13 protein-coding genes are annotated in these 19,254 nt (G+C 72.2%); 8 read left to right on the top strand and 5 right to left on the bottom strand.

What is annotated here, in order from left to right; all coding sequences use genetic code 11:
* Nucleotides 1-312 precede the first annotated feature (312 nt).
* The 6 genes from ACN6LM_RS22550 to ACN6LM_RS22525 are packed head-to-tail and all read left to right on the top strand — an operon-like array spanning nt 313 to nt 6,538.
* The gene (locus ACN6LM_RS22550; RefSeq protein ID WP_445067186.1) at nt 313-1,158 is read left to right on the top strand and encodes an STAS domain-containing protein; all 846 of its coding nucleotides are present in this window, start codon (nt 313-315) and stop codon (nt 1,156-1,158) included.
* Nucleotides 1,155-1,532 carry an STAS domain-containing protein gene (locus ACN6LM_RS22545; protein ID WP_445067185.1) on the top strand — a complete coding sequence of 126 codons (378 nt, stop codon included), beginning with the start codon at nt 1,155-1,157 and terminating at the stop codon, nt 1,530-1,532. Before ACN6LM_RS22550 ends, ACN6LM_RS22545 begins: the two co-directional genes overlap by 4 nt.
* Entirely contained in the window at nt 1,529-1,954 is a 426-nt protein-coding gene (locus tag ACN6LM_RS22540) for an anti-sigma regulatory factor (protein ID WP_445067184.1), read from the top strand. The genes ACN6LM_RS22545 and ACN6LM_RS22540 overlap by 4 nt, the downstream gene beginning before the upstream one ends.
* Complete coding sequence (locus ACN6LM_RS22535; RefSeq protein WP_445067183.1) at nt 1,942-3,129, top strand: ATP-binding SpoIIE family protein phosphatase; 1,188 nt, start codon at nt 1,942-1,944, stop codon at nt 3,127-3,129. The genes ACN6LM_RS22540 and ACN6LM_RS22535 overlap by 13 nt, the downstream gene beginning before the upstream one ends.
* Nucleotides 3,126-4,910 (top strand): ATP-binding protein, encoded by a 1,785-nt coding sequence (locus tag ACN6LM_RS22530; protein ID WP_445067182.1) that lies wholly within the window; start codon nt 3,126-3,128, stop codon nt 4,908-4,910. The genes ACN6LM_RS22535 and ACN6LM_RS22530 overlap by 4 nt, the downstream gene beginning before the upstream one ends.
* Entirely contained in the window at nt 4,907-6,538 is a 1,632-nt protein-coding gene (locus ACN6LM_RS22525) for a SpoIIE family protein phosphatase (protein ID WP_445067181.1), read from the top strand. Before ACN6LM_RS22530 ends, ACN6LM_RS22525 begins: the two co-directional genes overlap by 4 nt.
* Nucleotides 6,539-6,601: 63 nt before the next feature.
* Here ACN6LM_RS22525 and pepN (ACN6LM_RS22520) read toward each other — a convergent pair whose 3' ends face one another.
* Nucleotides 6,602-9,178, bottom strand: a complete 2,577-nt coding sequence (gene pepN / locus ACN6LM_RS22520; protein ID WP_445067180.1) for an aminopeptidase N — start codon at nt 9,176-9,178, stop codon at nt 6,602-6,604.
* Nucleotides 9,179-9,292: 114 nt separating this feature from the next.
* Here pepN (ACN6LM_RS22520) and ACN6LM_RS22515 point away from each other — a divergent pair, with 114 nt between their 5' ends.
* A complete protein-coding gene (locus ACN6LM_RS22515) occupies nt 9,293-9,811 on the top strand; it encodes a DUF1203 domain-containing protein (RefSeq protein WP_445067179.1) in 519 nt (172 codons plus the stop codon).
* Nucleotides 9,812-9,861: 50 nt separating this feature from the next.
* Here ACN6LM_RS22515 and ACN6LM_RS22510 read toward each other — a convergent pair whose 3' ends face one another.
* The 4 genes from ACN6LM_RS22510 to pepN (ACN6LM_RS22495) form a co-directional block, all read right to left on the bottom strand.
* Nucleotides 9,862-10,890: an aspartate-semialdehyde dehydrogenase gene (locus tag ACN6LM_RS22510; protein WP_445067178.1), complete on the bottom strand. Its 1,029-nt coding sequence runs from the start codon at nt 10,888-10,890 to the stop codon at nt 9,862-9,864.
* A gap of 202 nt (nt 10,891-11,092) precedes the next feature.
* Nucleotides 11,093-14,401, bottom strand: a complete 3,309-nt coding sequence (locus ACN6LM_RS22505) for a S8 family serine peptidase (protein ID WP_445067177.1) — start codon at nt 14,399-14,401, stop codon at nt 11,093-11,095.
* A gap of 198 nt (nt 14,402-14,599) precedes the next feature.
* Entirely contained in the window at nt 14,600-15,643 is a 1,044-nt protein-coding gene (locus ACN6LM_RS22500; RefSeq protein WP_445067176.1) for a hypothetical protein, read from the bottom strand.
* Between the two features lie 166 nt (nt 15,644-15,809).
* Nucleotides 15,810-18,398: an aminopeptidase N gene (gene pepN / locus ACN6LM_RS22495; protein ID WP_445067175.1), complete on the bottom strand. Its 2,589-nt coding sequence runs from the start codon at nt 18,396-18,398 to the stop codon at nt 15,810-15,812.
* A gap of 144 nt (nt 18,399-18,542) precedes the next feature.
* Between pepN (ACN6LM_RS22495) and ACN6LM_RS22490 the strand changes: the two genes are divergently transcribed.
* The gene (locus ACN6LM_RS22490; RefSeq protein ID WP_445067174.1) at nt 18,543-19,193 is read left to right on the top strand and encodes a mycothiol-dependent nitroreductase Rv2466c family protein; all 651 of its coding nucleotides are present in this window, start codon (nt 18,543-18,545) and stop codon (nt 19,191-19,193) included.
* The last annotated feature ends 61 nt before the right edge of the window (nt 19,194-19,254 follow it).

The following is a 19,254-nucleotide window of genomic DNA, read 5'->3' as shown; positions in this document are numbered from 1 at the left end:
CGGCGGACGGCTGCGCTTCAGCGCCTGTCCGCCGGGCGGTTTCCACGTGCCCCCTCCGTCGCCGCCCACGTGCTCCTCCCGCCGTCACCCCCTCCCGCTCCCGGAAGAATTGCCGGGTGTGAAGGGCCGGTGAACGGGCAGAGGGGTGTTCGTGCCCATGTCCATTCGCCTCCCCGGCCCCGCCCGTCCGGTCCGGAACGCCTCCCGGGGCGGCGCCGTCCGCCGTTCCCGTGCGGTAGCAGGAGCGTTCGAGTGATGGCATACGCTGCGAGTGATCGCAGTCAAGGGCCTGAGGCAGAGGGAGCCAACCCGGTGACGAAACAGGATGTATCGGCCAGGCTGGCCGAGCTGCTCTCGAAGCAGCAGGAATCGCTCGGCGGAGCGTGGGTGGAGGCCGTCGCCCGCACCCTGCGCGGCCGCATATCGCTCGCCGAACTCGACCGGGAGCTGCGCGAGCTGTACACGGCTCTGGTCCAGGGCCTGCGCGGAGACGGGCTCGACTGGCAGGGCGACGCCTACGCGGAGCTGCGCGCGCTGCTCGCGGAGCTGTCCCGGGCCCGGGCCCGCCAGGGATTCACCCCGACCGAGACGGCCACCAGCGTCCTGGCCGCCAAGGACGTCCTCGCGCCCACCGACGAGACCCCGGCCGAGGATGTCCACTCCTACCTCCAGCTCAGCAGGCTGATCGACGCCCTCGGACTCTTCACCCTCGAGGTCTACGCGAAGACCCGCGAAGAGGTCATCAGCGCGCAGGCCGAGCAGCTGATGGAGCTGTCCACGCCCGTCGTGAAGCTGTGGGACGGTGTGGTCGCCGTGCCGCTGGTCGGCACCCTCGACTCGGCCCGCACCCAGGTGGTGATGGAGAAGCTGCTCCAGGCGCTCGTCGACACCGGCTCCGACCAGGCCATCATCGACATCACCGGTGTTCCCGCCGTGGACACCGAGGTGGCCCAGCACCTGCTCAAGACGGTGGTCGCCGCCCGGCTGATGGGCGCCGACTGCATCATCTCCGGCATCAGTCCCCAGATCGCCCAGACGATCGTCGCGCTCGGCATTCAGTTCGGCGACATCGTCACCAAGTCCTCGCTGGCCGACGCCCTCAAGCACGCGTTGCGCCGGACCGGTGCGGAAACCACGCTGTCCGGCGGCGCGGCGTGAGCGAGCGCGTACCCGTACTGAAGATCGGAGACGTCCTCCTCGTCTCCATCCAGGTCGAGCTGGAGGACCAGGTCGTCCTGGAACTGCAGGACGACCTCGCTTCGCGGATCGTCGAATCCGGCGCCACCGGGGTGGTCATCGACATCACCGCCGTGGAGATCGTCGACTCCTTCGTCGGCCGCATGCTGGCGACCACGGCCTCCATCTCCCGCCTGCTCGACGCGCAGACCGTCGTCGTCGGCATGCGGCCCGCCGTGGCCATCACCCTGGTGGAACTGGGGCTCTCCCTCGGCGGCGTGCGCACGGCCCTCACCCTGGAAAAGGGACTGGAGATCCTGGCCCGGCGCGGCGACGCCAGTCCGGCCAGGCGATGAATACCTCTCCGCTCGTCCCCGACGCCGACCACGAGACCGTGCCGATCGCCAGCAACGACGACGTGGTCCGGGCCCGGCAGCTGGTGCGCACCCTCGCCCAGCGCTGCAAGCTCTCCCTGGTCGACCAGACCAAGCTCGTCACCGCCGCGAGCGAACTGGCCCGCAACACCCTGGTGTACGGCGGCGGCGGGGTCATGCGCGCGGGCCTGGTGCGCCGGGACGGCAAGGCCGGCGTGACCGCGGTCTTCGAGGACTCCGGGCCCGGCATCCCCGATGTCGAACAGGCGCTGACCGACGGCTGGACGTCCGGCGGCGGGCTCGGCCTCGGGCTGAGCGGGGCGCGCCGGCTGGTCGACGACTTCGTCCTGGACACCGAGCAGGGCAGCGGAACCCAGGTCGCGGTGACCAAATGGGCACGCTGACGCTTCCCGTCCTGGACGCCGAGGACGTCGTCTGGCTCCGGGACCAGGAAGCGCTGCCCGCGGCGGCCCGGGTCGCCTCCCTGGCGCTCGGCCGCCGCATCGGCCTCGACGAGCAGCGGTGCGCCGAGGTCGCCCTCGCGGTCAGCGAGGCGGCCACCAACCTGCGCAGGCACGCCGTGGAGGGTTCCTTCCTGCTGCGCGCCGTACGCACGCCCAGCGACGCGGGCCTCGAATTCGTCACTCTGGACGAGGGCCCCGGCATGGCGGACATCGCGCACGCCCTCTCCGACGGCGCCTCGACCGCCGGCACCCTCGGCATCGGCCTCGGCACCATCGTCCGCCTCGCCGACTCCTTCGACCTGCACTCGCTGCCCGGCCGGGGCACCGTGCTGACCGCCCGCTTCTGGCAGCGCGAGACGGCGGGCCGGATGGCCGCCCTGGGCCGCCCCGTGGTCGAGGGCCTGACCAGGACGATCACCGGCGAAGAGGTGTGCGGCGACGCCTGGGCAGCCCGCCGCGTCCCCGGCGGCCACCCCGCTGAACCGGCCTCCGCGCCGCCGCGCCCGGCCCGGGACGAGCGCCTCGGCTGGGCGCAGCTGACCGGGTACCGGCAGCCGGGTCCCGCGGGGGCGGGGCACGACCGGGTGGCGGCCGGGCAGGGCGGCCCCGACGCCCTGCTGGTGCTCCTCTGCGACGGCCTGGGCCACGGGCCCCTCGCCGGGCGCGCGGCCCAGGCGGCGGTGACCGCGTTCCGCGACACCCGCGCCGAGCAGCCCGACGCGATCATCGGGGAGATCCACAAGGCCCTGCGCGGCGGCCGGGGCGGCGCCGTCGCCGTCGTCCGCGTCGAACCGGACGCCGGCACCCTGGCCTTCTGCGGCGTCGGCAACGTGAGCACCTATGTGGTGGACCCCGCGACCGGAACCCGCCGCTCCCTGCCGTCGGCGCCCGGCATCGTGGGCCACCAGCTTCCGACCCTGCGGACCGTACGACAGCAACTGCCCGCGAACAGCGCGGTGATCATGCACTCCGACGGCCTCACCGAACGCTGGCGGGCGGAGACGATGCCCGGATTCCTCGAACGGACCCCGCTCGTCGCCGCCGCCCAACTGCTGCGCGAGGCGGGCGTGCGCCGGGACGACGCCGGCGTCGTGGTCGCGAAAGGAGCCTGGTGACCAGCTTCGCGGCGCTCGGCGCCGACCCGCTCGTCTCCTTCCCCATCACCACGGAGCAGGACGTCTTCCTGCTGCGCCGGAGCGGCAAGTCGGCCGCCGAGGCGCTCGGGGTGGAGAAGCAGGACCAGATCAGGCTCGCCACCGCGCTGAGCGAGCTGGGCCGGGACCTGCTGGGCTCCGACGGCCTGACCGTCGCCTTCGGGGTGACCCGCCGCCCGCTGCCGCTGCTGCTCGTCGGCATCGACTGGACGGAGGAGCGGGACCTCGGCTGCGAGGCCGTCCAGGCCGCGTCCCGCCTCGTGGCCGTGCACTACGCGCCGTCCGAGCACGCGGTGACCGTCGAGCAGCCGCTCACCTCGGCCGGACGGACGGCCGAGGCGATCGAGCAGGCGCGCGAAGCCGTCCTGGCCCACACGGAGGCCGGGGTTCCGGACGACAACCGGGCCCAGACCAGCGACCTGATAGCCGCGCTCGTCGAGTCCCGGGCGCAGCGCGAGGAACTGCGCCGCCTGAACGAGGAGCTGGAGGAGACCAACCGGGGCGTGGTGGCCCTCTACTCCGAGCTGTCCGAGGAGCTGGAGGAGACCAACCGCGGCGTCGTGGCCCTCTACGCGGAGCTGGAGGAGAAGTCCCGCCTGCTGCGCGAGGCCAGCGAGGCCAAGACGCGGTTCTGGGCCAACGTCAGCCACGAGCTGCGCACCCCGGTCAACTCGGTCGTCGGCCTGGCCCGTCTGCTCCTCGAATTCGACGGTGAGGGGCTGGACGAGGAGCAGCGCCGGCAGATCGGCCTCATCTCCGCGTCGGGCGCCACTCTGCTCGCCCTGGTCGACGAGCTCCTGGACGTCGCCAAGGCCGAATCCGGCCGCCTGGAACCCCACTGGGCGCCTGTGGACCTGCGCGCCGCCCTCGGTCAGCTGCGCGGCACCCTGCGCGGATACGAGTCCCCCGGCGCCGCCGAACTGATCGTGGCCGAGTCCGGGCTGAGCATCGTCAGCGACGAGGTCATGCTCATCCGCGTCCTGCGCAACCTGCTGTCCAACGCCCTCAAGTTCACGCCCTCGGGGACCGTGCGCCTCGACGTGGCGGCGGACCGCGCGGACGGGCGCGACCAGGTCGTCTTCACCGTCTCGGACACCGGAATCGGCATTCCGGAGGAAGAACAGCAGCAGATCTTCGAAGAGTTCTACCAGGTGCGCGGCCTCCATCAGCGCGGCCGCAGCGGCACCGGTCTCGGCCTGCCCTACGCGCGCCGGCTCACCGAACTCCTCGGCGGCAGCCTCGAACTGGCCAGCGAGCCCGGTTCCGGCACCGTGGTCACCGTGACCCTGCCCGCCGACGGCCGGCCCGCCGCCTCGCCCGCCCCGGACGAGCCGGCCGCGCCCGTGGTGGCCGTCCTGGTCACCGTGGACGACGACGACGCCTTCCGCGCCTCCATCCGGCCGCTGCTCGACCAGCTCGCCGGGCGCGTGGTCGAGGTGGGCGAGGGCTGCCGGGCGCGCGACACGGTGCGCCGGGAACGCCCGGACGCCGTCCTCCTCGACCTGCACCTGCCCGACCTCGACGGCTACGCCGTGCTGGCCGAACTCGCCGCCGATCCGGCCCTGACCGCCGTACCCGTCGTGGTCCTCACCTCGACGCCGGCCGGCGACCTGGACCGGGACCGGCTCGCCCACGCGCGGGCGGTCCTGGACAAGGCGGCGCTGAACCTCCCCGAGCTGGCCGCCGCCCTGTCGGGGGCCGGCGACGCCGGGCCCGCGAGCCGGAAGGAGGGCCACGCATGACGGTGCAACGGCACCGGGACGGCGCCGCCGCGACGGTGCTCGTGCTGGACGACAACGAGACCAACCGCTACATCGTCGGCAGCTGGCTGCGCCGGGCGGGCCACACCGTGGTGGAGGCCGCCGACGGCACGGAGGGGCTGACCCTGCTCGCCGCCGCCCCCGACGGCGCGCTGCCCGAACTCGCCGTCGTGGACGTCAAACTGCCCGACATGAGCGGTTTCGAGGTGTGCGAGCAGATCAAGGCCGACCCGCGCACCGCCTCGCTGCCCGTGATCCACGTCTCGGCGACCGCGATCGAGCTGAGCGACCGCACTCAGGGCCTCCACCGGGGTGCCGACGCCTATCTCACCGAGCCGATCGCCCCGGACGAGTTGCTGGCCACGGTCACCGCGGCGCTGCGCTACGCCCGCGCCCGGCGCCGCGCCGAGCGCCTCGCCACCCGCGTGGCCGCCCTCAACAGCAGCACCCTGGCCGTCTACGCGGCGAAGGACGGGGAGACGTTCACCTCGGCCGCGGCAGCCGGGGCCGCGACACTGATGGAGTCACCCGCCGTCGCCATCGGCCTCAGCCCCGACAACCGTCTGCTGCACCTGGCCGCCGCGCCGGACCGCGGCGGCGCCCGGACCGGCACGGCCCAGCCGGAGGCGCGGCTGCTGGACCTCCTGGCGGAGAAGGCCCTCGGCGACCGGACCGGCACGGAGACCGTGGTCCTGCCGGGCGACGAGTGGCGGGCGCTCGCCTGCCAGGACGACGGCCGCCCGGACGTGTTCCCCGGGGACGTCGCCCTCGTCCTCGCCCGCACGAAACGCGGCCGGCCGCCCGTCGCGTTCGCCGTCCCCGCCGACGCCCTCACCGGTGCGGACGACCGCGAACTGCTCTCGCAGCTGGCCCAGGCTTGTGCGCTGGCCCTCGAAGCCCTGCGCACCCGCAGCGAGGAGCACGCGCTCGTCCTCACCCTGCAGCGCTCCTTCCTGCCCGACCGGCTGCCCGAGGTGCCCGGTGTCGACATGGCCGTGCGCTACGAACCGGCCGTCGACGACGCCGAGATCGGCGGCGACTTCTACGAGGCCATCCGCACCGCGGACGGCCTGCTGCTCGCCATCGGGGACGTGGCGGGTCACTCGCTCAAGGCCGCCATGATCATGGGCGAGGTGCGGCACGCCCTGCGCGCCTACGCCATCGAGGGCCACGACCCGCAGTCCCTGCTGAAGAACCTCGACGCGCTGCTGGTGCGCCTGCGCCCGTCGATGACGGTCACCGTCTGCCTCGTCCTCGTCGAACCGGGCGCGCGCCGCATCCAGGTGGCCAACGCCGGACACATCCCGCCCCTGCTCCGGCACCCGGACGGCACCACCCGCTACCTGACCGAGCACGGCCCCCTCCTGGGGCTCAACCTCCCGCACCCGCCGCCCGTCAGCCACGACGTGCCGGAGGGCTCGACGCTGCTGCTCCTCACCGACGGCCTCGTCGAGGTGCCCGGCGAGAACCTCGACGAGAGCATGCGGAAGCTGGGCGAAACCCTCTCCCGGACCCCGGCCGGCATCGAAGAGCTCTGCGACCGGCTGCTGGCGACGTTCGGCAAGGGCAAGACCGACGACATCGCGCTGCTCGCCGCCCGCCTCGGCTGAACCGGCCGCGAACAGCGCGAAGGGGGCGCCCCGTCGCGGGGCGCCCCCTCAGGACCTGTCCGGTTACGCGGTCGCGGCCGCCGCGTCCGCCGTGCGGGCCCGCAGCGCGCGCTCCACGCCCGAGCGGGACTCCGAGATCAGCCGGCGCAGACCCGCGCCCGGCTCGGCCGAGGCCAGCCAGGCGTCCGTGGCGTCCAGGGTCTCCTGCGAGACCTGGAGCGCCGGGTACAGGCCGATCGCGACCTGCTGGGCCATCTCGTGGCTCCGCGAGTCCCAGACGCCCTTCACCGAGGCGAAGAACTTCTCCGTGTACGGGGCCAGCAGCTCGCGCTGGTCCGTCTGCACGAAGCCGGCGATGACCGCCTCCTGGAGGGAGTTCGGCAGCTTGTCGGACTCCACGACCGACGCCCACGCCTCGGCCTTGGCCTCCTCGCTGGGCCGCGCCGCCCGCGCCGACGCCGCGTGGCGCTCGCCCGCCGCCGTCCGGTCCCGCGCGTACTCGGCGTCGATCTCCTCCTCGTCGAGGAGCCCGGTGGCGGCGAGCCGCTGGACGAACGCCCAGCGCAGCTCGGTGTCCACGGTCAGGCCCTCGACGGCCTCGGTGCCGTCGAGCAGCGAGCGCAGCAGGTCCAGCTGCTGGGGGGTGCGGGCGGTGGCCGCGAAGGCGCGCGCCCAGGCCAGCTGGTGGTCGCTGCCGGGCTCCGCCGCGCGCAGGTGCGCGAGCGTCGCGTCGGTCCACTGCGTCAGGCCCGCCTCACGCCACTCCGGCGTCGCGTACAGGTCGATCGCCGTCTTGACCTGGCGGTGCAGCGACTGCACGACACCGATGTCCGACTCCTTGCCGATCCCCGACAGGACGAGGGAGAGGTAGTCGCGGGTGGCCAGTTCGCCGTCGCGGGTCATGTCCCAGGCGGACGCCCAGCACAGGGCGCGCGGCAGCGACTCGGTGAAGTCGCCCAGGTGCTCGGTGACGACCCGCAGCGACTCCTCGTCCAGGCGGACCTTCGCGTACGACAGGTCGTCGTCGTTGAGCAGGATGACGGCCGGGCGCGCGGTGCCGGCCGGGAACGGCACCGCGGTGCGCTCGCCGTCGACGTCGAGCTCGATCCGGTCCGTGCGCACGAGCTTGCCGTCACCATCGAGGCCGTAGCAGCCGATGGCGATCCGGTGCGGACGCAGCGTCGGCTCGCCCTTCGCACCGGCGGGCAGCGCGGGCGCCTCCTGGAGCACGGTGAACGAGGTGACGTGACCGTTCTCGTCGGTCTCGATCTCCGGGCGCAGGATGTTGATCCCGGCCGTCTCCAGCCACGCCTTCGACCAGGTCTTCAGGTCGCGGCCGGAGGTCTCCTCCAGCGCGCCGAGCAGGTCGGCCAGCCGCGTGTTGCCGAAGGCGTGCGCCTTGAAGTACGCCTGGACGCCCTTGAAGAACTCGTCCATGCCGACGTACGCCACCAGCTGCTTCAGGACCGAGGCGCCCTTGGCGTACGTGATGCCGTCGAAGTTGACCAGGACGTCGTCCAGATCGCGGATGTCGGCCATGATCGGGTGGGTCGAGGGCAGCTGGTCCTGCCGGTAGGCCCACGTCTTCATGGAGTTGGCGAACGTGGTCCAGGAGTGCGGCCACCCGGAGCCCTCGGCGTACGCCAGGCAGGCGATCGAGGTGTAGGTGGCGAACGACTCGTTCAGCCAGAGGTCGTTCCACCACTCCATCGTGACGAGGTCGCCGAACCACATGTGGGCCAGCTCGTGCAGGATGGTCTCGGCGCGCGTCTCGTACGCCGCGTCCGTCACCTTGGACCGGAAGACGTACTGGTCGCGGATGGTGACCGCGCCCGCGTTCTCCATCGCGCCCGCGTTGAACTCCGGCACGAAGAGCTGGTCGTACTTGGCGAACGGGTACGCGTAGTCGAACTTCTCCTGGAACCAGTCGAAGCCCATCCGGGTCACGTCGAAGATCGCGTCCGCGTCCAGGTACTCGGCGAGCGAGGGCCGGCAGTAGATGCCCAGCGGGACGGTCCGGCCGTCCTTCTCGTAGCTGCTGTGCACCGAGTGGTACGGACCGACGATCAGCGCGGTGATGTACGAGGAGATGCGCGGCGTCGGCTCGAACGACCAGACGTCGTCCTTCGGCTCCGGCGTCGGCGAGTTCGAGATCACGGTCCAGCCCGACGGGGCCTTCACGGTGAACCGGAAGGTCGCCTTCAGGTCGGGCTGCTCGAAGCTCGCGAAGACGCGGCGCGCGTCCGGCACCTCGAACTGGGTGTACAGGTACGCCTGCTGGTCGACCGGGTCGACGAAGCGGTGCAGGCCCTCACCGGTGTTGGTGTACGCGCAGTCCGCGACGACCTTCAGCTCGTTGGTCCCGGCCTGGAGGTGCGGCAGCGTGATGCGCGAGTCGCGGAAGACCGCCGCGACGTCCAGCGGCCTGCCGTTCAGCTCGACCTCGTGCACCGCGGGGGCGACGAGGTCGATGAAGGTCTCCGCGCCGGCTTCGGCGGAGTCGAAGCGCACCAGGGTGACGGACCGGTAGGTCCCGCCCTCCTGCGCCCCGGAGAGGTCGAGATCGATCTCGTACGCGTCCACGGTCAGCAGGCGCGCCCGCTCCTGTGCCTCTTCGCGGGTCAGATTCGTGCCAGGCACGCGGTCATCTCCTTGCTCTGTGATGTTTTCCGCCATCCTTCCACGGGACCCGTACCCAGGGCGATGTCCGTTTTCCGCCGGACCGGGACGTCCTGGCGCGGCACGCTCGGAACCATGACCACTTACGAGGCACGCGCCATCGAACCGGACGCGCTGAAGGAACTCCGGGAGACCGACGACGCCGGGCGGCCCTGCGTCCCGTACACCGCCACCGAGGGCGGCGCCCCGCTGCGGTGCTGCCTGCGCGGCAGCGAACCGGGGGAGCGCATCGCCCTCGTCTCCTACGCCCCGCTGCGCCGCTGGGCGGCGGCGGCCTGGGCCCGGCCGGGGGCGTACGACGAGCAGGGCCCGGTCTTCGTCCACGCCGACGCGTGCGACGGGCCGGAGCCCGGCCGGAAGGGCTACCCCTTCTCCCGCGCGGGCGCGCTGCGCACCGTGCGCCGTTACGACGCGGAGGGCCGCATCGTGGGCGGCCGGCTCCTGGAGATCCCCGAGGACGAGGAGCGCGGCTACGACGAGGCGTTCACGGAGGCGTTCGCCGACCCGGCGGTGGCGCTGGTGCACGTACGCGCGGTGGAGTACGGCTGCTGGCACTTCGAGGTGAGGCGCGCATCGGGCCCCTCCGGCGATTGAGGGCGTGGGGCCCGGGGGGCAGCGCCCCCGGACCCCACTACGCCCCGGCGTCAGCCGGCGAGCTCCGCCGCGACGAGCTCCGCGATCTGGACCGCGTTCAGCGCCGCGCCCTTGCGCAGGTTGTCGTTGGAGACGAACAGCGCGAGACCGTTCTCGACGGTCTCGTCGTTGCGGATGCGGCCCACATAGGACGCGTCCTGCCCCGCGGCCTGGAGCGGCGTCGGGATCTCGGACAGCTCGACGCCCGGCGCGTCCTTGAGCAGCTCGTACGCGCGCTCCACGGAGACCGGGCGGGCGAAGCGGGCGTTGACCTGGAGGGAGTGGCCGGAGAAGACCGGGACGCGGACGCAGGTGCCGGAGACCTTCAGCTCCGGGATCTCCAGGATCTTGCGGGACTCGTTGCGGAGCTTCTGCTCCTCGTCCGTCTCGAAGGAGCCGTCGTCCACGATCGAGCCGGCCAGCGGCAGCACGTTGAAGGCGATGGGGCGCTTGTAGACGCCGGGCTCCGGGAAGTCCACGGCCGACCCGTCGTGCGTGAGCTTGTCCGCGTCGGCGACGACCTTGGACGCCTGGCCGTGCAGCTCGGCGACACCGGCGAGACCGGAGCCGGAGACCGCCTGGTACGTGGCGACGGTCAGCGCTTCGAGCCCCGCCTCCTCGTGCAGCGGGCGCAGCACGGGCATGGCGGCCATCGTGGTGCAGTTCGGGTTGGCGATGATGCCCTTGGGGCGGTCCGCGACGGCGTGCGGGTTGACCTCGGAGACGACCAGCGGGACCTCGGGGTCCCTGCGCCAGGCGGAGGAGTTGTCGATCACGACGGCGCCCTGCGAGGCGACCTTCTCGGCGAGCGCCTTCGAGGTGGAGCCGCCGGCCGAGAAGAGCACGATGTCGAGGCCCGTGTAGTCGGCCGTGGAGGCGTCCTCGACGGTGATCTCGCGTCCCTGCCACTCGATGACGGAGCCCGCCGAGCGCGCGGAGGCGAACAGCCGCAGCTCGTCGACCGGGAACTTCCGCTCGGCCAGGATGCCGCGCATGACTGTGCCTACCTGACCGGTGGCGCCGACGATTCCGACCTTCACAGGAACTCCCTCAGACGTACGAACGGGCTCGGTTGCCGGTCCATGATGCGTATGTCCACGCCCGCCTTGTCCAATCCATTGTCCGGCCTGCGGACGAGTGGCGCGCAGCACAGTGGGGGGGGGGGCCGGTGAGCACCCCCCCCCCCCCCCCCCCCCCCCCCCCCCCCACTGCCGTACGGATCACATGTTCAGCACCGTGTGGTTACGGTGTGACCTTCTCGATCACGACGCTGCCGGTGCCCGCCGCGGTGCCCCGGGCGTTCACGAGGCTGACCTCGCCGAAGAACTGCCGGCCCTCGGGGGCCGCACCGGCCACCTTCACCTGCGCGCCGACCGTGGCCGACGCGCCGGGGGCCAGGTTCACGGCCTTCGACTCGTCCACGGAGATCGTGCCGAGCGACGCGGAGTAGTACACGTCCCGGTAGTCGTACTCGGTGGTCCCGGCCGGGACGTCGTATCCGTCGATGACGACGGTGTACGTGCCGGCGGCCGGCTTCACCAGGCTGACGGACTCCTCGGAACCGGCCGTGGTGGAGGCGCCGACCTGGGCGCTCCCCTTGTACACGTACAGGTCGAGGTCGGCGTTGGCGTCACTCGTACCGCCGATGGCGACGTCCAGCTTCTCGACGCCCTCACCGATGGTGACCTCCTTGGTGTACGAGCCACCGGTGGAGATCGACGGGCGCTCGACGTCGGCCGAGCCCAGCGAACCGCCCTTGAGCCTGCCCTCCAGGGCGCCCGCGTCGTTGGTCACCGTCCAGTCGACCGAGGCCGGGGTGCCGATCTTCGCCTCGGCGATGGTCCGCACCGCCGGGTCGAAGGTCGCGCCGAGCAGCGCCACGTCCAGCTTGTACGGGTTGTCCAGCAGCGGCGACGTGCGCCGGGCCTCGACCTCGATCTCCCAGACACCGGGCTGCGGGTCCGCGTAGGAGCGGGCGTCCGGGCGGCAGGTGTTGGACGGGTTCTCGTAGTTCGGGTAGCAGAACGGCGTACCGCTGTCCTCCACCTGCACCCCGTACGGGTGGATGGAGATGAAGCGGGTCTGGCTGCCCGAGCGCAGGGCGCTCATCGCGACCTCAAGGGTCCTGGCGCCCTCGGGAACGGTCACGAAGTACGACGTGGTGCCGTTGCGCTGCACCGAGCCGGACGCCTTGAACGCGTAGGACGGCTTCGCCAGCTCCTTGGAGACGACGACCGTCGTCAGGATCTGCTGGTCGGTGCCGGCGGTCTTCCCGTCGTCCAGCTGGAGGATCGCGCTGTGCACGCCCGCGGTCCGCGGCTGCGCCTGGACCCTGACCGTCACCGGCTTGCCCAGCGGCAGGGAGACCTTCTTGGGGCCGACCAGCGAGAAGGTGCCGTCGTCGTACTTCCAGGAGAGCTTGTGCTCGACCTTCTTGTCCGGGCCCGTGGTGCGGGTGACCGTGACGTCGTAGGTCTTCTTCTGGCCCGCCTTCAGGCCGCCCTCGCGGTCGTACAGGCCGGTGCCGAAGCCCGGGGTCTTCAGCGCGAAGTCGATCGCGGTGTCGACGGGGGCCTTGACCGTGTACTCGTGCGCCGGGGCGCCCTTCTTGGAGATCAGCTTCCAGGCGTCCACGATGTTGATCAGACCGGCGCCCTGGGCGTGCGCGGGCACGTCCTTGATCTTGGTGGCGGTGCTGGTCAGCGCGGTGCGCAGGTCGGCCGGGGGCAGCTCGATGTGCTTCTGCTTCGCGGCGGACAGCAGCAGCGCGGTCGCGCCGGCGGCCTGCGGGGAGGCCATCGACGTGCCCTGGAGCATGGAGTAGCCGGCCGGCAGGGAGTAGCCCGCCTCCTTGACCGGCGAACCGGGCAGCCAGGTCTGCGTCGAGTTGATCGACGCGCCGGGCGCCGTCAGGGTCGGCGCGAAGCCGCCGTCCTCACGCGGACCGCGCGAGGAGAACGGCATCATGTCGTACTTCTTGGTCACGGCCGAGCCGTAGTTGGCGGCCCAGGTCTCCTTGGAGACCGACGCGCCGACCGAGATGACGTGGTCGGCGAGGCCGGGGTCACCGATGGTGTTGACACCGGGGCCGTCGTTGCCGGCCGAGATGACCAGCTGGACGCCGTAGATGTCGATGAGCCGCTTGTAGAGCTCGGAGCGGGCGTTGTTGCCGTCGTTCAGGGGCGGCAGGCCGCCGATGGACATGTTGACGACGTCGACGCCGCGGTTCACGACGAGGTCGATCATGCCCTCGGTGAGCGCGATGTTGGTGCAGCCGCCGGACCAGGTGCAGGCGCGCGAGGAGACGATCTTCGCGCCGGGCGCGGCACCGTTCATCTTGCCGCCGAAGAGGCCGTTGGCGGCGGTGATGCCGGCGACGTGCGTCCCGTGCTCGGACTCGATGACCCCGATGGAGACGTAGTCGGCGGTGTCGCCGGCCGCGTTGTAGACGACGTCCTCGCGGTTCTCCACGACGAACGGGATGCGCTCGGCGACCTCGGTGCGCGGGTCGTCCTTGCCGAAGTAGGAGACCTGGTGCTTCTCCTTGTACGGCTTGAGGGCGGTGTCGTCGCCGAAGTCGCCGTTGTTGTTCAGGTCGACCCGGGAGGCGCCGGTGACCGGGTCGTAGAGCACGGCCCAGGTGTCGGTGGTGTCGCCGTCGCGGTTCAGGTCGCCCGCCATGTCGCCGCCCTTGGTGGCGGCCTCGGCGAACAGGCTGATCCGGTACGAGCCCTTGGGCGCGTTGTACGTGCGCCCCTTGTACGTGAACACCGGGCCGGAGACGGCGTCCGTCATCCGCAGCCAGGTGCCGTCGCCGTCGCTCACCGGGTCGGTGGCGGTCACCCAGTCGGTGATCTTGCGCTCACCGGTGGTGGTCTTCTGGAGCGCGGGGTGCGCGATGTCGACGCCCGCGTCCAGGACGCCGATGGTGATCCCGCGGCCGTCCGCCTTCGGGTGCTGCTTCACGAAGTCGACCGCGCCCGTCTCGAAGGACGGGTTGTACGGGTTCTTCGCGGGCGTCTTCTTCCCGGGGGCCGGGTAGCTGCCGGCGGACTTCGACGCGCTCTTCGCGCCTGTCGCCCGGTCCGCGGCGGGCGTCGGGTCGTCCAGCACGATCTCCTGCTTGAGATCGATGCCGTGGACGGAGCTGAGCTTGGACGCCGCCTTGATCGTGGCCTCGGCGGTCGCGGTCGGCACGGTCGCCCGTACGTATCCGAGCTTGTCGTAGGCGCGTCCCAGCACGGAGCCCTTGACGGCGTCCAGCTGCTTGGTGACCTGCTCGGTCGCGCCGGGGGCGGTCGCGACCATCATCGTGACGTTCTTCTCGCCCTTGGCCTTGGCCTTGGTCAGGACCTCGGCGTCGGCGGAGCCCAGCTTGTCCGCCGGAGCGGTGCCGGCGGCCTTGACGGGTGCGGTGGCCGGGTCGTCGGCGGCGAAGACGGGGGCGACACCGGTGGCGGCCAGCGCGGCCACCAGACCGGCGGCGGCCGCCACCCTGGCCGCTCGTCTCGCTCCGGATATGGAACCGGGGGATTCGGAGGTCATCAGCATCCCTGTATGTGAAAGAGAGAGTCCGGAAATCGGTACCGGATGACCGCTCACCCTTTCGTAAATGACAGGGGTTTGTGGAGAGTTGTGGGGGGCTTGTTGAGTACATGGCGGGATCCCGCCACCGGGGCGGAAGCGTCAGCGGGGACGAACGGGCTGATACGTGACGTAAATCCGGCCATACGAAGGTGTGGTCCCCGTTCAGCGGGGGAGGATCATCACGTACGCCGCCGGCTCCCGGTCCGCCGCCGCCATCAGCGCTGTCCGGACCACGGCCGCCTGCTGCCCGAGCGCGTCCCGCAGCTTCTCCGGCGTGAGGTGGACGACGGTGACCCCGAGCCGTTCCAGGTGCTCGCGCCGGTCCGCGTACGCGGACCACTCGGCCTCGTGCTTCTCGTCGTGGCGGCTGTGGCGCGGGGCCCTGGTCTCCAGCTCCACCGCGACCGCTTCCTCGGGCCAGTAGGCGTCCACGCCGCCCAGGTGCGGGCCGCCGGGCAGCCGCAGGTCGACGTTCCACAGCGGCTCTTCGAGTCCGTGCGCGCGCACCATCTCGTACAGCCGCTCCTCCGCCATCGCCCGGCCCTCGGCGAGCAGCGAGTCGACCGCGTCGACCACCTGCGGCCGGCCGCGCACCTTCGCCCGGTTCAGCTCGCCCACCAGCACCGCGGGCTCGCAGTGGCCGCCGCGCACCGCCTCGGTCAGCAGCCGGCGCACCGTGACCGCGTCCCCGAGCCCGGCCACCGTGTCCGCCAGCGCCCGGGCCACCGGGGCCACCGGCAGCCCGTCCACCCACTCCGGGCGCGGTAGTTCGGCGGTCCGCAGCAGCCGGGCGTACCCGGCCGGGCGCAGCCGCCGCACCCGGGGCACCAGCACATCCACCCGTTCCACGGCGGCGGCGGGCGGCGCGGCGGTGAAGCCGTACAACGAGAGCGCGGCGAGCCCGGTGAGCACCGCGTCGCCGTACGCGGGGTCCGCGGTCCGCGCGGGGGCCGGGCGCCGCCCGGATGCCGGGGGGCGGCCCGCGTACAGCAGGGCGGACCGCAGCCGCTCACGGCCGCTGAGCGGACCGGGGTGCAGGACGAAGACCCCGGGCAGCGGCTGCTGCCACGGGCCACCGTCCCGGCACCGCTCCGCGGCCCGCCCGGCGGACACGCCCATCGCCTTCAACTGGGCGGCGGAGACGACGCGTTGACGCCCGCGCACGGGAGCGGGGCAGCCGGACTGAAGCGGGGTGTTCTGGGTCATGCTCCGGTGTATCCCGCCAACGGCCGGAGCTGTAACCGTTGTTACAGGCCCGTCGACATACCCGGACAAGAACACCGTCCTGCATCACGATCCAGCCCGTCCGGCGCTTGAGGCGGAACCCTTGCCCGGGCAGGGGCAACCAGGCAAGGGCCTCGGGCCGGACGCCCTACGCCACCGAGTCCGCCGCCTGCGCCCGCAGCGCCCGGGCCAGGTCGTCCCGGGCCTCCAGCACCAGCCGCCGCAGCGCCGGCGCCGCGTCCGCGCGGGACTCCAGCCACGCGTCGGTCGCCTCCAGCGTCGCCGGGTCGTCCTGGAGGGCCGGGAACAGCCCCTTGACCACGGCCATCCCGATCTGGATCGACCGCTCGGCCCAGACCCGCTCGATCGCCTCGAAGTACCGCGCGGTGTACGGCGCCAGCAGCTCCCGCTGGGAGGACTGCGCGAAGCCCGCGATCGTCGCCTCCACCAGGGCGTTGGACAGCGCGTCCGACTCGACGACGTCCGCCCACGCCCGGGCCTTCACCTCGGCGGACGGCCGCGAGGCCAGGCACCGCACATGGTGCCGCTTGCCGGAGGCCGTGTCGTCCCGGGCCAGCTCCGCGTCGACCGCCGCCTCGTCGGCCGCGCTGTGGGCGACCAGCGGCGACAGGAACGCCCAGCGCAGCTCCTGGTCGACGTCGAGCCCGTCGATCCTGGCGGTGCCGTCGAGCAGCCCGGCCAGCAGCTGGAAGTCGGTGTCCGACGCGGCGACCGACGCGAAGAACCGGGCCCAGGCGAGCTGGTGCTCACTGCCCGGCACGGCGAGCCGCAGTTCGCCGAGCGCGCCCTCGGCCAGCGCCCGGCCGCCCTCCTCGCGCCACGCGGGAGCCGCGTAGTTCACGAGCGCGCCGCGCGTCCAGGCGTGCAGCATCTGGAGCACCCCGATGTCCGTCTCGCGCCCGGCGAAGGCCAGGACCAGGGAGACGAAGTCGCGGGCCGGCATCAGCCCGTCACGGGTCAGGTTCCACAGCGCCGACCAGCACAGGGCGCGGGCCAGCGGGTCCGTGATGTCGCCCAGGTGCGCGCGCAGGGTGGCGAGCGACACCTCGTCGAAGCGGACCTTGCAGTACGTCAGGTCGTCGTCGTTGACGAGGATCAGCTCGGGCCGCTCGGCCCCCGCCAGCTCTTCGATCACGGTGCGCGGACCCGACACGTCCGCCTCGGCACGCGCGTAACGCACCAGCTCCCCTTCGGGGTTGCGGCGGTACAGGCCGACGGCGACCCGGTGGGGCCGCAGCTCCGGGTGGGACTCGGCGGCCTCCTGGAGGACGGCCAGCTCGGTGATCCGGCCGGCCGCGTCGTAGGTCGCGACCGGGGTCAGCGAGTTGACGCCCGCGGTCTGGAGCCAGGAGCGCGACCAGGTGGTCATGTCCCGCCCGGACGTCTCGGACAGCACCGAGAGCAGGTCCCCGAGCCGCGTGTTCCCGTACGCGTGCTTCTTGAAGTAGCGCCGGGCGCCCTCCAGGAACGCCTCCCGCCCCACGTACGCCACGAGCTGCTTGAGCACGGAGGCGCCCTTGGCGTACGTGATGCCGTCGAAGTTCAGCTTGGCGTCCTCCAGGTCACGGATGTCGGCCGTGATCGGGTGCGTGGAGGGCAGCTGGTCGGCGCGGTACGCCCAGGACTTGCGGTTGTTGGCGAAGGTGATCCAGCCGTCCTCGAAGCGGGTCGCGCCGGTCATCGCGAAGACGCCCATGAAGTCCGCGAAGGACTCCTTCAGCCACAGGTCGTCCCACCACTGCATGGTGACGAGGTCCCCGAACCACATGTGCGCCATCTCGTGCAGGATGACGTTGGCCCGGCTCTCGTACGCCGCCCGCGTCACCTTGCCGCGGAAGACGTACTCCTCGCGGAACGTGACACAGCCCGGGTTCTCCATCGCGCCGAGGTTGTACTCCGGCACGAACGCCTGGTCGTACTTCCCGAACGGGTACGGGTAGTCGAAGTTGTCGTGGAAGAAGTCCAGGCCCTGCTTGGTGATCAGGAAGATGTCGTCGGCGTCGAAGTGCTTGGCGAGCCCCTTGCGGCACATCGCGCCGAGCGGGATCTCCAGCGTCGTGCCGTCCTCGAAGGTCCGGCTGTAGGAGTCGGTGACGTAGTGGTACGGACCGGCGACGACCGCCGTGATGTACGTCGGGATCGGCGCGGTCTCGGCGAACCGCCACACCCCGCCCTCGCGGGACTCCTCCGCGCCGTTGCTCCACACCGTCCAATCGGCGGGCGCGGTCACCCGGAAGCGGTACGGGGCCTTGAGGTCGGGCTGTTCGAAGTTGGCGAAGACGCGGCGGGCGTCCGCCGGCTCGTACTGGGTGTAGAGGTAGACCTCGCCGTCCTCCGGGTCCACGAACCGGTGCATGCCCTCGCCGGTCCGGCTGTACGCGCACCGCGCGTCGACCACCAGGACGTGTTCGCCCTCCGCCAGGTCCGTCAGCGCGATCCGCGCCCCGTCGAACACGGCCGCCGGGTCCAGCGCGGTGCCGTCCAGCGTCACGGCGTCGACGGACGGGGCGATCAGGTCCGCGAAGGTGGACGCCCCGCCGCGTGCCGCGCGGAAGCGGATCGTCGTCACCGAGCGGAAGGTCAGCGGACCGTCCGCCGCGTCCCGGCTGGGGCCGCCGGTCGCGGAACGCACGTCGAGTTCGACGTCGTAACCGTCGACGGTCAGCAGCTCGGCCCGCTCGCGGGCCTCGTCTCGGGACAGGTTCTGGCCGGGCACGGCACACTCCTTTGTGTCACGTTCTAATAGTTTGATCCTCCCATGCCGCCCTCCGGACCCGCGGGCGGGAATGGCCGGAGCGTCGTCCGGTGTTGTCGGGCACAGACTTGTCCACCGACGCGATCCGCCCGTTCGAGGAGAGAGATGTCTGACAACAGCACGGCGACCGGCAGGACCCCTGTCGACTTCTGGTTCGACCCGCTCTGCCCCTGGGCCTGGATGACCTCCCGCTGGATGCTGGAGGTGGAGAAGGTCCGCGACGTCGAGGTCCGCTGGCACGTCATGAGCCTGGCCGTGCTCAACGAGGACCGGCTCGACGAGCTGCCCGCCGAGTACCGCGACATGCTGGAGAACAAGGCGTGGGGCCCGGTGCGCGTCGTGGTCGCCGCCCAGCAGCTGCACGGCGACGAGGTCGTCGGCCCGCTCTACACCGCGCTCGGCACCCGCTTCCACAACCGCGGCGAGGGCCCGACCCGCGAGGCCGTCGAGAACGCCCTCAAGGACGTCGGCCTCCCCGTCGAGCTCGCCGACCACGCGGACTCCGACACCTACGACACCGAGCTGCGCGCCTCCCACAAGGAGGGCATCGAGAAGGTGGGCCAGGAGGTCGGTACCCCGGTCATCGCCGTCCCCGGCGCCGACGGCGAGCAGATCGCCTTCTTCGGCCCGGTCGTCACCCCGGCCCCCAAGGGCGAGGAGGCCGCGAAGCTCTGGGACGGCACCCTGATGGTCGCCTCGATCCCCGGCTTCTACGAGATCAAGCGCACCCGCACCCAGGGCCCGGTCTTCGACTGACCGCCCGCCCCGGGGGGGGGGGGGGGGGGGGGGGGGGGGGGGGGGGGGGGGGGGGGGGGGG

It is taken from the genome of Streptomyces sp. SAS_281 (assembly GCF_052542855.1).
Note: the sequence above shows the minus strand (reverse complement) of the source record. Positions and strands in the feature narration are given on the sequence as shown.

Excerpts from the sequence above, each read along its gene's own strand:
- ACN6LM_RS22525 (WP_445067181.1), top strand. The coding sequence starts at position 4,907 with ATGACGGTGCAACGGCACCGGGACGGCGCCGCCGCGACGGTGCTCGTG.
- ACN6LM_RS22515 (WP_445067179.1), top strand. The coding sequence starts at position 9,293 with ATGACCACTTACGAGGCACGCGCCATCGAACCGGACGCGCTGAAGGAA.
- ACN6LM_RS22505 (WP_445067177.1), bottom strand. The coding sequence starts at position 14,401 with ATGCTGATGACCTCCGAATCCCCCGGTTCCATATCCGGAGCGAGACGA.
- ACN6LM_RS22540 (WP_445067184.1), top strand. The coding sequence starts at position 1,529 with ATGAATACCTCTCCGCTCGTCCCCGACGCCGACCACGAGACCGTGCCG.
- ACN6LM_RS22535 (WP_445067183.1), top strand. The coding sequence starts at position 1,942 with ATGGGCACGCTGACGCTTCCCGTCCTGGACGCCGAGGACGTCGTCTGG.
- ACN6LM_RS22490 (WP_445067174.1), top strand. The coding sequence starts at position 18,543 with ATGTCTGACAACAGCACGGCGACCGGCAGGACCCCTGTCGACTTCTGG.
- ACN6LM_RS22500 (WP_445067176.1), bottom strand. The coding sequence starts at position 15,643 with ATGACCCAGAACACCCCGCTTCAGTCCGGCTGCCCCGCTCCCGTGCGC.